The sequence below is a fragment of the Lacinutrix sp. MEBiC02404 genome, assembly GCF_053601575.1.
In genome coordinates, this window is the sequence record NZ_JBSHNV010000182.1 from 43,764 (window position 1) to 56,755 (window position 12,992).

General features: G+C 32.3%; 13 protein-coding genes and 2 tRNA genes. 10 read left to right on the plus strand and 5 right to left on the minus strand.

Going from position 1 to position 12,992, the window contains the following annotated elements:
* Window positions 1-347: 347 nt before the first annotated feature.
* Window positions 348-423: transfer RNA gene (locus tag ACVCXO_RS10255), tRNA-Lys, on the minus strand.
* Window positions 424-581: 158 nt separating this feature from the next.
* Window positions 582-654 (minus strand) — tRNA-Lys (locus ACVCXO_RS10260).
* Window positions 655-795: 141 nt separating this feature from the next.
* On the opposite strand from ACVCXO_RS10260, the gene ACVCXO_RS10265 reads away from it, so the two are divergent.
* Window positions 796-1,314, plus strand: coding sequence for a shikimate kinase (locus ACVCXO_RS10265; RefSeq protein WP_452229504.1), 519 nt, complete (start codon window positions 796-798; stop codon window positions 1,312-1,314).
* Here the strand turns inward: ACVCXO_RS10265 and ACVCXO_RS10270 are convergent.
* Window positions 1,306-1,809 (minus strand): phosphoribosyltransferase family protein, encoded by a 504-nt coding sequence (locus tag ACVCXO_RS10270; protein WP_452229505.1) that lies wholly within the window; start codon window positions 1,807-1,809, stop codon window positions 1,306-1,308. The two genes, ACVCXO_RS10265 and ACVCXO_RS10270, sit on opposite strands and share 9 nt — an antisense overlap.
* Window positions 1,810-1,861: 52 nt before the next feature.
* Window positions 1,862-2,236: an RNA-binding S4 domain-containing protein gene (locus ACVCXO_RS10275; RefSeq protein WP_452229506.1), complete on the minus strand. Its 375-nt coding sequence runs from the start codon at window positions 2,234-2,236 to the stop codon at window positions 1,862-1,864.
* Between the two features lie 165 nt (window positions 2,237-2,401).
* Here ACVCXO_RS10275 and ACVCXO_RS10280 point away from each other — a divergent pair, with 165 nt between their 5' ends.
* Window positions 2,402-3,472 (plus strand): FKBP-type peptidyl-prolyl cis-trans isomerase, encoded by a 1,071-nt coding sequence (locus tag ACVCXO_RS10280; RefSeq protein WP_452229507.1) that lies wholly within the window; start codon window positions 2,402-2,404, stop codon window positions 3,470-3,472.
* An 80-nt stretch (window positions 3,473-3,552) separates the two neighbouring features.
* Here ACVCXO_RS10280 and ACVCXO_RS10285 read toward each other — a convergent pair whose 3' ends face one another.
* Complete coding sequence (locus ACVCXO_RS10285; RefSeq protein ID WP_452229508.1) at window positions 3,553-4,137, minus strand: outer membrane beta-barrel protein; 585 nt, start codon at window positions 4,135-4,137, stop codon at window positions 3,553-3,555.
* A 187-nt stretch (window positions 4,138-4,324) separates the two neighbouring features.
* On the opposite strand from ACVCXO_RS10285, the gene tgt reads away from it, so the two are divergent.
* From tgt to ACVCXO_RS10325, 8 genes are all read left to right on the plus strand, one after another.
* Window positions 4,325-5,455 carry a tRNA guanosine(34) transglycosylase Tgt gene (gene tgt / locus ACVCXO_RS10290; protein WP_452229509.1) on the plus strand — a complete coding sequence of 377 codons (1,131 nt, stop codon included), beginning with the start codon at window positions 4,325-4,327 and terminating at the stop codon, window positions 5,453-5,455.
* Window positions 5,456-5,502: 47 nt separating this feature from the next.
* Window positions 5,503-6,579 (plus strand): LptF/LptG family permease, encoded by a 1,077-nt coding sequence (locus ACVCXO_RS10295; protein WP_452229510.1) that lies wholly within the window; start codon window positions 5,503-5,505, stop codon window positions 6,577-6,579.
* Entirely contained in the window at window positions 6,566-7,468 is a 903-nt protein-coding gene (locus tag ACVCXO_RS10300; RefSeq protein ID WP_452229511.1) for a DMT family transporter, read from the plus strand. Before ACVCXO_RS10295 ends, ACVCXO_RS10300 begins: the two co-directional genes overlap by 14 nt.
* Before the next feature lie 54 nt (window positions 7,469-7,522).
* Window positions 7,523-8,476 (plus strand): acetyl-CoA carboxylase carboxyltransferase subunit alpha, encoded by a 954-nt coding sequence (locus ACVCXO_RS10305; protein ID WP_452229512.1) that lies wholly within the window; start codon window positions 7,523-7,525, stop codon window positions 8,474-8,476.
* 168 nt (window positions 8,477-8,644) lie between these two features.
* Window positions 8,645-10,180, plus strand: a complete 1,536-nt coding sequence (dnaB, locus tag ACVCXO_RS10310) for a replicative DNA helicase (protein ID WP_452229513.1) — start codon at window positions 8,645-8,647, stop codon at window positions 10,178-10,180.
* Window positions 10,181-10,225: 45 nt separating this feature from the next.
* Window positions 10,226-11,239: an AI-2E family transporter gene (locus ACVCXO_RS10315; RefSeq protein ID WP_452229514.1), complete on the plus strand. Its 1,014-nt coding sequence runs from the start codon at window positions 10,226-10,228 to the stop codon at window positions 11,237-11,239.
* A 58-nt stretch (window positions 11,240-11,297) separates the two neighbouring features.
* Entirely contained in the window at window positions 11,298-12,218 is a 921-nt protein-coding gene (locus ACVCXO_RS10320; RefSeq protein ID WP_452229515.1) for an aminotransferase class IV, read from the plus strand.
* On the plus strand, window positions 12,208-12,936 hold the full coding sequence (locus tag ACVCXO_RS10325; RefSeq protein WP_452229516.1) for a sulfotransferase-like domain-containing protein: 729 nt from the start codon (window positions 12,208-12,210) through the stop codon (window positions 12,934-12,936). The genes ACVCXO_RS10320 and ACVCXO_RS10325 overlap by 11 nt, the downstream gene beginning before the upstream one ends.
* Window positions 12,937-12,992 lie beyond the last annotated feature (56 nt).

The window sequence follows — 12,992 nt, forward strand, 5'->3', positions numbered from 1 at the left end:
TTGTTGTTATTTATGTTATCCGGAAGTAATAGCTTAAGAAGCTTTAGAGAAGTAGGAAGGGATCCTATAATTTAGAATTACACCAGAGGAATAGACTAATAGAACAAGAAAGGAACACCGATATTAAAATCTAAAGGAACGTATATGAAAGAAAAACACAACGCTATTTTGTTGAAAAACAGCAATAGATTAGCTCAATACGTTTTTAGTTATTAGATGATTTGTTAGCGTGTTGGTTATGGAGCTCTTTATAGATTGCGATGGGCTAGGCAATAAGATGTTCTAAAATGAAAAAACCTTGACAATCATAAGATTATCAAGGTTTACGTTTCGGAATATATTCCGATTGGTGACCGGGCTGGGGCTCGAACCCAGGACCCTCTCCTTAAAAGGGAGATGCTCTACCAACTGAGCTACCAGGTCATTCTTGTTTCGCCGTAACGAAGTTGCAAATATAGAAAGTTTTATTAATAAAACAATACTTTTTAGGTGGTAGTGCGTCTACCAATTCCGCGACATGCGAAAAATTAAAAAAGCGAAATACATAAAAAAAAAGCTAAGCACTTGCTTAACTTTTTTAGTGACCGGGCTGGGGCTCGAACCCAGGACCCTCTCCTTAAAAGGGAGATGCTCTACCAACTGAGCTACCAGGTCATTTTGGCTCGCTGTAACGAGGGTGCAAATATAGAAGGTTTTATTAATAAAACAATGCTTTTAATTAATTTTTTTTATTTTTTTTTTGTTTTTTTGCAAAGCAATTATGTATGTTTTTAATAATCAATTTATAACGTCAATATGATAATAGTTTTACTTGGGTATATGGCCTCTGGAAAATCCTATTTTGGGAAGAAAATAGCAGATATTTTGGAATATGAGTTTCTAGATTTAGATAATTTTATAGAAAAAGAAGAAAATGCAACCATTAAGGAATTGTTTTCGAGCAAAGGAGAAATCTATTTTCGGAAAAAAGAACATGATTATTTAAAACAACTAGTTGCCACTAAAACAAACACGGTAATTAGTTTAGGAGGAGGAACACCTTGTTATGGTAATAACATGAGTTTACTTTTAAACGATTCTAATATTAAAACACTTTACTTACAAGTTACCATACCAAACTTAGTAGAAAGAGTGTTGCGCGAAACAGATAAGAGACCACTAATAGCACATCTTAAAACAAAAGAAGAATTAATGGAGTTTGTTGGAAAGCACCTTTTCGAAAGGCTAGCATATTATTCTCAAGCAGAATTTACTGTGGATGCGAATAAAAAAGAAAATGAAGTTTTAGAATCTATTCAGGAACAGTTATTTTAGAAAAGCTTCAAAATTATTTCCTTCTAAAACAACATCAATATGTTCGTGTAATGAGGTAGAAAGCGAAATCCCCTTAAAATCTGCTTTTACGGGATACTTCTTATGATTTCTATTTACCAATACCGCAGTTTTAAATTGTTTTAATGGTACATCTAAAAAGTGTTTAACACCATAAACCAAAGTAGTACCACTATTTAGTACATCATCTATTAAAATAACAGATTTGTTTGTGTAATCTGTGGCTGGAATGGAAGTGGTGATTTTGCTTAACGGATTTTTTTTATCTATAATAACTTTACATAAAATAGGTTTTATTGTCGATATTTTAGATAATGTTGTTTTTAATTTCTTCGCTAAAATATAACCATTACTATCTATTCCTGCCAAAACAACTTCTTCTTCATTAACATTGCTTTCATAAATTTGATAAGCAATTCTCTTAATTTTATGATTTATTTCTTCGTGCGTTAGAATGCTGTTTTTTTTGCTAACCATAATTTAGAGTTGTTTTTTCAAAGATAAATGAGATTATTTAAATGTAATAATTTTAATCTTCATTTTCTTCATTATAATCTTCAATATCTCTTCTGTCCTTTTTAGTAGGTCTTCCTGTTCCTCTCTTTCTGTAGTACTCTTTAGAATATTTTAAAAGTTCTTGTGCTTCAAAAGCTTCTTTTGGTGTTATATCTGTTCGGTAAATGTCTACCAGTTTTGCACCAACTCTATTTGGAGGTATATCATTAACTTTTAATTTATAGTTGATTTGGTTTTTTCGTACTTCAACAATATCTGTAGCATAAACATCTCTACTTGGTTTTGCAGCATCTCCATTAATTTTAATGTGCCCTTTTTTACAAGCTGTTGTTGCTATATTTCTTGTTTTAAAATATCTTACACACCACAAAAATTTATCTATTCGCATCCAATTTATTATAAAAAACTACGTTAATGTTCTTGTGCAAAATTAGTTTAAAATTGTATCTTGCAGGCAAAAAAAAAGTAATATTGAAATAACCTTATTTTTTTGTTTTCCAATAAACAAGCAAAAGAGGTTTTGCATTTGCAACAAGAAAAATAAAACGCACAAATGAAATTAAGAAAAATTGCATTAATTGTATTCTCATTAATAATTGTAATAGCATCTTGTACTCCAGATGATGATAGTACAAATACAGTGGCACTAAGAGACAGAACAGAAGTGTATGGAGAAGATCTATTAGAAATTGAAACGTTTTTAGAAACGCATTTTTATAACTATGTCGATTTTGATTTTGCGGCACCATATGGTAGTACTGCAAATGATAATTTTGAAATTGTTTTTACAGCACTTACAGAGGATACTAGTAAAACGCCTATAATGGACAGACCAGAACTTAAGTTTAAAATGGTTGAAGATCCTTCTGAAGAAGGTTTGTTTTACAAAATGTATTATTTAGAAGTTAGACAAGGTCTAGGAGATGAGGTACACTTTATAGATGAAGTATTTGTTACTTATGAAGGAAGTACCACAGAAGGACTTGTCTTTGATGACGCAATAAATCCTACAAATTTTGAATTAACAAGCGTAGCAAATGGAGGTGTTGTTACCGGTTTTAAAGAAGCTTTGATTGAGTTTAAAACAGCTACTAGTTTTAGTGCGGTTGGAGATGGAACGGATGCATATCATAATCATGGTATTGGTGCAGCTTTTTTACCATCAGGACTTGCTTATTTTAACCAAGTGTTAGAAGATGTAACGAATTACACGCCGCTTATTTTTAAATTTAGCGTATATGATCGTGTTTTAATGGATCACGATAGTGATGGTATTCCTTCATTTTTAGAAGATTTAAACGGTAATTCGGATGTTTTTGATGACGACACAAATGGAGATACTGCTCCTAACTTTTTTGATGGTGATGATGATGGTGATGGTATTAATACTATAAATGAAATCGAAGTAAAATCGTATACCTTAGATGATACTGGTATGCCATTTACACTAAGAGAAGACGCGCAATATTTCTTTGATAATAGTACTCAAATAGCTAGTGATGAAGTGCTTATCGATATAGATTACAGCAATAGTAATGCTAGATTTACTTTAAAAACCTTTAGAGCTATAGATTCTAATGGTAATGGTACACCAGATTATTTAGATGATACATATCCAGAATAAGAAAGCATAAAACAGCTTAAATAAAAAAGCCCACTTTTTCAAAAGAAAAGTGGGCTTTTTGTTGTTGTATCTATTTTAGATTATAATAAAATAGAAAGACTTAATATAAGTTGGTCTGGTCTAGTATCAATTCGGCTAACGTCTAAACCGTTGTTGCCAACAAAAGTAGCCTCGTTTTCGCTAAAACCTCTTTCATATCTTAAATCTATTCCTATTGTATTTAAGCTTACTCCAAAACCAAAATTTAGACCTACCGTAAAATCATTTTCCACCTTGCTAATAGCAACGCCATCAAATTCTGTATCTAAAATGTACTGTAAAGATGGTCCTCCAAAAGCATTAAAATACTTTAAAAACTTAACACCAATTAATAGCGGTGCATCTAATTTCTGCATAGTAAAGTCATCACTATCGTAATCACTTTTTGTTTTCGTGTATACTAGTTCTGGTTTAAAAAATATTTTATCTCCTACTTTACCAAAAGCCCCAATATGAAAACCAACATTTCTTTCTGGATTTTCTGAGTTTGAAGTAATGGATGCAACATACTTTCCGTTAGCATTGTAATTTACACCTGCTTTTAAACCAAATCCGGTTCCTTGTTGTGCGCTTGAATTAAAGATAAAGGCAAAAAGCAAAAGACTTGTAATTAAGATATTTTTCATAATAATTCGTTTTAGTGATTTCTTGTTAAAACGAAGATACAAAGTAATTATTTTCTTTTGCAATTGTTTATATCCTTTAATATGGTATAAATCGAGATTGAAATGTAACGTAAATTGTAATTTTATTAAATGTTTAAGATGGTATCTTGTTTAGTTAATTATATTTGCCACTTCATAATATATTAGGATGAAATTTGAATTAAAAGGAAAAGATGCACAAAGTAGTGCAAGAGCAGGAGTCATGACAACAGATCATGGTGTAATAGAAACTCCAATATTTATGCCTGTTGGTACGGTAGCTTCTGTGAAAGGAGTGCATCAACGTGAGTTAAAAAACGATATTAATCCAGATATTATTTTAGGGAATACCTATCATTTGTTTTTAAGACCAAAAACAACCATTTTAGAAAAAGCTGGAGGATTACATAAGTTCATGAATTGGGATAGAAATATTCTAACAGATTCAGGTGGTTATCAAGTGTATTCTCTTTCCGCAAATAGAAAAATTAAAGAAGAAGGCGTTAAATTTAAATCGCATGTAGATGGAAGTATGCACATGTTTACTCCAGAAAATGTAATGGAAATTCAACGAAGTATTGGTGCAGATATCATCATGGCTTTTGATGAGTGTACACCATATCCTTGTGATTATAACTACGCCAAACGTTCTATGCACATGACGCATCGTTGGTTAAATAGATGTATAAACCATTTAGAGAAAACACCTTTAAAATATGATTACGGACAAACATTTTTTCCAATAGTTCAAGGAAGTACCTATAAAGATTTACGTCGTCAATCGGCAGAATATATAGCAAACGCAGGAGCAGAAGGAAATGCCATCGGCGGACTTTCTGTTGGGGAACCAGCAGATGAAATGTACGCCATGACAGAAGTAGTAACAGAAATTCTTCCGGAAGACAAACCTCGTTATTTAATGGGCGTTGGTACACCTATTAATATTCTGGAAAACATTGCTTTAGGTATTGATATGTTTGATTGTGTAATGCCAACTCGTAATGCTAGAAATGGTATGTTGTTTACAGCGCATGGAACAATGAATATGAAAAACGCCAAATGGAAAGACGATTTTTCTCCAATTGACGAAATGGCAATTACTTTTGTAGATACCGAATACAGTAAAGCATATTTGAAGCATTTGTTTAATGTGAATGAGTTATTAGGAAAACAAATAGCAACCATTCATAATTTAGGTTTTTATATGTGGTTGGTTCGTGAAGCAAGAAAACATATATTAGCAGGGGATTTTAGAACCTGGAAAGATATGATGGTAAAACAAATGGATAAACGTCTATAACAATTTAAACACTTAAAAACACTTTCTTTTGGAGAGGTTGGGAGAGAATGAAAATACTTGATTGGTACATACTAAAACGCTATTTGTCTACATTTTTCATGATGTTGCTACTCTTTATTCCTATTGGAATAACAGTGCACCTTGCCGAAAAAATTGGAAAAATTCTTGAAAATGACGTGCCACTAGGCGAAGTCCTACTTTACTTTGTAGACTTTACCGTTTATTTTGCACATTTACTTTTTCCATTGTTTTTGTTTTTATCGGTTATCTTTTTTACTTCCAAACTAGCTAATAATACAGAAATAGTAGCCTTTTTAAGCTCCGGAGTTTCCTTTACCAGATTTTTAAGACCTTATTTAATAGGTGCTTCTATAGTAGCAGTCTTTGCTTTAATCTTAGGATTATATCTAGCGCCAGAAGCAAGTAAAGGTTTTAATGATTTTGATTTTAAATATTTTAAAAAAGGAAAAAGTGCCGCAAATACCAAAAATGTGTTTAGGCAGATTAACGACAACGATTATATATATGTAAGTAGTTTTAATATAAAAGAAAAACTTGGGCATAACTTTACTTTAGAGCATTTTGAAAATGATAAAATGATCTATAAAATAGAAGCGCAAAACATACGTTTTATTGAAAAAGATTCTACATATAGAATGATTAAATATGTAAAAAGAACTATTGGAGAACATGATGATATCTTAGTAAAAGAAAGAAGAAAAGACACCTTGTTTTCTTTTGATTTAGAAGATTTAACTCCTGTTGAATATATCGCAGAAACTCTTACTTATGGTGATTTAACAAAGTTTATTGCAAAAGAAGAAAAAAGAGGTTCTTCTAATATTGGTCGCTATAAATTAGTGCAATACAGAAAGTGGAGTTTACCAGTTTCCGTATTTATATTAACCATTATAGCAGTTGCTGTTTCTTCTATAAAACGTCGTGGTGGAATGGGAGTAAACCTTGCCTTTGGTATTTGTATTGCCATGGTTTTTGTATTTTTTGATAAAATTTTTGGAGTGATGGCGGCACAATCCGACTTTTCACCAATATTAGCAGTCTGGTTTCCTAATATTCTATTTGGTATTTTAGCTACATACTTATTATATAATGCTAAACGATAAGCTAAAAAACTACCTGCATTTACATGTGCTCGTATTTATTGCTGGATTTACAGCCATACTTGGCGAGTTAATTACGGTGGATGCGGTACCATTAGTTTGGTTTAGAATGCTAATGGCAAGCATATTAGTAGGTGTTTACATTGCAGTCTCTAAAACGAAGATTAAACTTTCCTTAAGCGCAATTGCAAAATTATCTTTTGCAGGTGTTATTATAGCTTTACATTGGATTACTTTTTTTGGAGCAATTGATGCTTCCAATATTTCTATAACATTAGCCATGTTTTCCACAGGCGCTTTTTTCGCTTCATTAATTGAACCATTAATCTATAAGCGAAAAGTTATTTGGTACGAAATAGTATTTGGTCTTATTGTAATTTTAGGAGTATGCATTATCACGCAAAGCGAAATGAAATACCTTACCGGAATTATTTTAGGTATCACTTCCGCATTCTTATCCTCATTATTTGCAGTACTAAACGGAAAGTTTTTAGAAAAGTATTCTGCAACAAGCATTTCGTTTTACGAGTTTATAAGCGGAGTCACTTTTATAACCATATTTCTTTTAGTCTTTTATGATGGTTTTTCCGTTGCATTCTTTCAATTGCCAGCATCCGATTATATGTACTTATTCATTCTGGCATCTATTTGTACGGCCTATGCATTTATGGCTTCTGTACATGTCATGCGATATATAAGTCCATATACCGTTGTTCTTACCTATAATTTAGAACCTATTTACGGTATTATTTTAGCCATTTTACTTTTTCCTGAAAAAGAAAAAATGACAAATAATTTTTATTATGGCGCATCTTTAATTCTTGGAGTAGTGCTACTTAACGGCATTTTGAAAAATTGGAAAGCTTTAAAAGCAAAGAAGATAAAAGAGTAAACAAAAAAATACGTAATTTTGCACACTAACTATTAATTAAACTTAAATTCAAAAATGGAATATTTAGAATTTGAACTACCTATAAAAGAGCTAGAAGATCAATTGCAAAAATGCCAAATTATTGGTACAGAAAGTGATGTAGATGTTACAGAAACTTGTAAGCAAATTGAGAAAAAGCTTTTAGCTACCAAAAAGGATATATATAAAAACCTAACGCCATGGCAACGTGTACAAATGTCACGTCACCCTAACAGACCATATACTTTAGATTATATTAAAGCACTTTGTGGCGAATCTTTTTTAGAGCTTCATGGAGATAGAACCTTTAAAGACGATAAGGCAATGATTGGTGGTCTTGGTAAAATAGGAGACCAAAGCTTTATGTTTATTGGTCAGCAAAAAGGATACAATACAAAAACTAGACAATACAGAAACTTCGGGATGGCAAATCCAGAAGGATACAGAAAAGCACTACGCTTAATGAAATCTGCCGAAAAATTCGGAATTCCTGTAGTAACTTTATTAGATACTCCTGGAGCATATCCTGGTTTGGAAGCAGAAGAACGCGGACAAGGAGAAGCTATTGCTAGAAATATACTAGAAATGACAAGGCTAAAAGTGCCAATTATAACAATTGTTATAGGTGAAGGTGCTTCTGGAGGAGCATTAGGTATTGGTGTTGGAAATAAAGTGCTAATGCTTGAAAATACATGGTACTCTGTAATCTCACCAGAATCTTGTTCTTCTATTTTATGGAGAAGCTGGGAATATAAAGAACAGGCTGCAGATGCATTAAAGCTTACTTCAACAGACATGAAAAAGCTTGGTATTGTAGATGAAATAATTAAAGAACCACTTGGTGGTGCACATCAAGATAGAGAAAAAACGTTTTCTTCTGTAAGTACTGCTATTCTTAAAACTTTTGAAGAGCTTAAAAACTTATCACCAAAAGATTTAGTAAATCAACGTATGGAAAAATACTCAAACATAGGTGTTTATAAAGGCTAGTCCTTATAAAACCACTTAATGAAAAAATCTGAAGTCATACGCTTCAGTTTTTTTTATGCTTATTAACAATATTTATTACTTATTAACAGTTAAAATGTTAACTACCTGTGAAGATTGAACTATCTTTATACGTACTAATATCTCAACAATTTATTTACATTCGCTTACATGAAGCAACCAAATCAAGTAAAAGGCTATCCAGTCGATAAGAGTACATTAATCAATCTTGAAAGAGGGAAAATTCCTCCGCAAGCTCTTGATTTAGAAGAGGTTGTACTGGGTGCAATGATGATCGATAAAAAGGGTGTAGATGAAGTTATTGATATTTTAAGTGCAGATGCTTTTTACAAAGAAGCACATCAACATATTTTTGAAGCTATTTTTCAACTGTTTGAAAACAGTGAACCAATTGACTTATTAACCGTTTCAAGCCAATTAAAGAAAAATCAAAAGCTAGATGTGTCTGGAGGAGATTTTTATCTAATTTCACTGACACAAAAAGTGTCTTCTTCTGCCCATATTGAGTTTCACGCACGTATTATTTTACAGAAATTTATTCAGCGTAGTTTAATAAAAATCTCTTCAGAAATCATTGAAGATGCCTATGACGAAACACAAGATGTTTTCGATTTATTAGACAAAGCAGAATCGAAGCTATATGAAGTAACGCAAGGAAATATTAAAAAATCGAGTGAAACAGCGCAAGATTTAGTAATTCAGGCGAAAAAGAAAATTGAAGAAATATCGAATAAAGAAGGTTTAAGTGGTATTGCTACTGGATTTAATAAATTAGATAAACTTACTTCTGGTTGGCAACCATCCGATTTAATTATTATTGCTGCTCGTCCAGGTATGGGTAAAACAGCATTAACTTTATCTATGGCAAGAAATATTGCTGTAGATCAAAATGTACCTGTTGCGTTCTTCTCTCTAGAGATGGCTTCCGTACAGTTAATAACACGTTTGATTTCTAGTGAAACGGGATTGTCTTCCGAGAAACTAAGAACAGGGAAATTAGAAAAACACGAATGGGAACAACTAAACGTTAAAGTAAAAGGTTTAGAAAAAGCACCTTTGTTTATTGATGATACACCATCACTCTCTATTTTCGATTTACGTGCAAAAGCAAGACGTTTAGCATCCCAACATGGTATTAAAATGATCATGGTAGATTATTTGCAATTAATGACTGGTGGTAGTAGCCACGGTGGAAATCGGGAACAAGAAATCTCTATGATTTCTAGAAACTTGAAAGCATTAGCAAAAGAATTAAGTATTCCGGTAATTGCTTTATCACAACTATCGCGTGCTGTAGAAACACGTGGAGGAAGTAAAAGACCTTTACTATCCGATTTACGTGAATCTGGAGCAATTGAGCAAGATGCAGATATTGTGAGTTTTATTTACAGACCAGAATATTATAAAATTGATGAATGGGATGATGAAGAACGCTCCCCAACAGAAGGGCAAGCCGAATTTATTATTGCAAAGCATAGAAATGGTGGACTAGAAAATATACGTTTAAAGTTTATTGGAAACTTAGGTAAGTTTGATAATCTGGACGATTTTGATTCGCCTTTTGAGTTTCATTCTAAAATGAATGCAGCCGCAAATGATGATACTTTTAAATCTGAAAATTTACCATCACCAAGTGATGCATTTGGTGCTCCAGATGATTTTGATGATAATGATGTACCATTTTAAACTGATTTTTTAATAGCTAAATCAAATAGAAAAATAAAAACCTACATGTTAAGCGAACGCAGAACTACCAACATACTACTATTAATTATAGTGATACCTATATTGTTTTATCTATTAAAAGTATTGTCTTTTATATTTATTCCTTTGGTATTTGCTATGTTTATTGCATTGTTGTTTTTACCAGTAATGCGTTGGTTAGGTAAACGTAGAGTCCCAAAAATATTAAGCATAATTATAGTCGTTTTATTAATCGCTGTAGGAGTGAAAATGGGAGTAGAGCTTATTAAATTGTCTAGCAAACAAATTATGGCGAGTGATACTGCTTTTTTTGACAAGGCGGAAGTTAAAATAAATGATGCAGCCCTATATTTAGAAAATACTTTTGGGGTAGAGATGCAAAAAGATAAAAACATCTTAGCGCAATTTATTCAAAAAGAAAATATTGGTACAACGGTTGGTTTTTTACGCCAATTTTTAACCATGTTACTCATGACGGCATTCTTCGTGGTACTCTTATTAGCAGAGTCTATTAATATGCAAGATGTTTTAAATAAAATGGTTTTAAAGAAAAAACGAACTTCTTTACTTGCCTATGGTAAAATTCAGAAAGAACTAAACACCTTTATAAAAGTAAAGTTTTTAGTTAGCTTTTTGACAGGAGTTGGTACCGGTTTGGCTTGCTATTTCTTTGATGTTAGTTTCCCTATTTTCTGGGGGCTTTTTGCCTTTGTAATTAATTTTGTACAAATGGTAGGTTCCTTTATTGCGGTAATTGCACTTTCTATTTTTGCGTTTATCGAATTAGATCCAACAAGTACTTTGTTTTTCTTTGTAATCGCTATTACCGGAGTTCAAGTATTGTTTGGTGCCATTTTAGAACCAATTTTTATGGGCAAATCATTCTCTATAAACATTATAACTGTCTTAATAATGTTAATGTTTTGGGGTTTCCTTTGGGGAATTCCAGGTCTTATAATGGCTATTCCTATTACTGTTTTTCTCAAAATTATCTTTGAGCAATTTCCTAGTACCAAAAAGATTTCTGATTTAATTTCTTAGACGAATTACCACGTTTTTCATTATCTTTAAGTTTCAAAATTAAAAAGATAATAAGTTCATGGTTCATGGTACACATAATGCTGTAGAAGACAGCAGAAACAAAGATATTCAAATTTATATTAACGGAGAATTCTTCCAAAGAGAAGACGCTAAAATTTCGGTTTTAGATAGTGGTTATCTAGTTGGAGATGGCATTTGGGAAGCATTGCGTTTACATCAAGGTGTTCTCGTTTTTCTTACAGATCATTTAGATAGATTGTGGCAATCTGCTGCAGCTGTTGGTATGCAATTTCCTTTTACTAAAGAAGGGTTGATTGAAGAAGTATGGAAAACCTTAAACAGAAATAATATGCAAGACAATGTACATGTGCGTATTATGATTACTAGAGGAATTAAAAAAACACCTTCGCAAGATCCTAGATTAACTATTTCTGGACCAAATGTAGTTATTTTACCAGAATACAAAAAAGCTTCACCAGAAAGTAAAGAGAAAGGAATTACTTTATTTACAAGTACGGTTCGTCGTGGATCTCCAGATTATCTAGACCCTAGATTAAATTGCCATAGTAAACTGCACGAAGTACAAGCGCTTATTCAAGCCATTGAAGCTGGAGCAGACGAAGCTTTGATGCTAGATGCTAACGGTTTTGTTGCAACTTGTAATGCAACCAATTTCTTTATTATTAAAAACGAAGAGGTGTATACGTCTACCGGACAATACTGTATGAATGGTATTACTAGAGCAAAAGTTATTGAAGCTTGCAAAATAAATAATATTCCTTGTCACCAAAAGGACTTTTCGTTGTTTGATGTGTATGGTGCAGACGAAGCTTTTGTAACTGGAACTTTTGGAGGATTAACGCCTGTTACCAAAATTGATGGTAGAATAATAGGAGAGAAGTCGTATGGTGATTTTACAAGAAAATTAAGTGGTTTATATCATGAATTAATTGATAAAGAAGTAACAGATGGCAACTAGTAAACGCATCTGTTTGTGGTCTGGACCAAGAAATATTTCCACAACTTTAATGTATAGCTTTGCGCAAAGGGAAGACACCAAAGTTTTTGATGAACTGTTGTATGCACATTATTTAAGGAATACAGATGCTAAAGAATACCATCCAGGAACCCAAGATATTTTAAATGCTTTAGAAGAGGATGGTAATAAAGTGATAGAAGAAATGATGACGAATACAGAAAGTCCCGTCCTCTTTTTTAAAAATATGACACATCATTTGTTGGATGTCAATAGGGATTTTATGAAAGGCGAAAATGTGTATCATGTCATGCTAACGCGCGATCCTCATGAAATGCTTCCGTCTTTTGATAAAGTGATTGAAAACCCAAGTTTGGAGGATGTTGGTTATGCTAAACACGCCGAGTTATTAGATTATTTTGAAGCAAATAACATTAAACCAATTGTGCTAGACTCGAAACGAGTACTATTAAATCCGAAGAAGGTATTAACCTCCTTATGCGATTTTATAGGTATTCCTTTTGATGAAAATATGTTGTATTGGCAAGCGGGAGCTAGATCAGAAGATGGTGTTTGGGCAAAATATTGGTATGCTAATATTCATAAATCAACAGGGTATTTGGCCTATAAACCAAAGACGGAAACTTTTCCGAAACATTTAGAACTACTATTAAAAGAATGTATGCCACACTATAACAAATTACTTAAATATGCAGTATAAATGCGTACTTGGTTAAAATTGTATTAATGCAGGTTTAAACGGAATATTTTTAAGTA

Bases quoted from the DNA above. Each gene is read 5' to 3' on its own strand.
- ACVCXO_RS10265 (WP_452229504.1), top strand. From the start codon at position 796: ATGATAATAGTTTTACTTGGGTATATGGCCTCTGGAAAATCCTATTTT.
- ACVCXO_RS10270 (WP_452229505.1), bottom strand. From the start codon at position 1,809: ATGGTTAGCAAAAAAAACAGCATTCTAACGCACGAAGAAATAAATCAT.
- ACVCXO_RS10275 (WP_452229506.1), bottom strand. From the start codon at position 2,236: ATGCGAATAGATAAATTTTTGTGGTGTGTAAGATATTTTAAAACAAGA.
- ACVCXO_RS10280 (WP_452229507.1), top strand. From the start codon at position 2,402: ATGAAATTAAGAAAAATTGCATTAATTGTATTCTCATTAATAATTGTA.
- ACVCXO_RS10285 (WP_452229508.1), bottom strand. From the start codon at position 4,137: ATGAAAAATATCTTAATTACAAGTCTTTTGCTTTTTGCCTTTATCTTT.
- tgt (WP_452229509.1), top strand. From the start codon at position 4,325: ATGAAATTTGAATTAAAAGGAAAAGATGCACAAAGTAGTGCAAGAGCA.
- ACVCXO_RS10295 (WP_452229510.1), top strand. From the start codon at position 5,503: ATGAAAATACTTGATTGGTACATACTAAAACGCTATTTGTCTACATTT.
- ACVCXO_RS10300 (WP_452229511.1), top strand. From the start codon at position 6,566: ATGCTAAACGATAAGCTAAAAAACTACCTGCATTTACATGTGCTCGTA.
- ACVCXO_RS10305 (WP_452229512.1), top strand. From the start codon at position 7,523: ATGGAATATTTAGAATTTGAACTACCTATAAAAGAGCTAGAAGATCAA.
- dnaB (WP_452229513.1), top strand. From the start codon at position 8,645: ATGAAGCAACCAAATCAAGTAAAAGGCTATCCAGTCGATAAGAGTACA.
- ACVCXO_RS10315 (WP_452229514.1), top strand. From the start codon at position 10,226: ATGTTAAGCGAACGCAGAACTACCAACATACTACTATTAATTATAGTG.
- ACVCXO_RS10320 (WP_452229515.1), top strand. From the start codon at position 11,298: ATGGTTCATGGTACACATAATGCTGTAGAAGACAGCAGAAACAAAGAT.
- ACVCXO_RS10325 (WP_452229516.1), top strand. From the start codon at position 12,208: ATGGCAACTAGTAAACGCATCTGTTTGTGGTCTGGACCAAGAAATATT.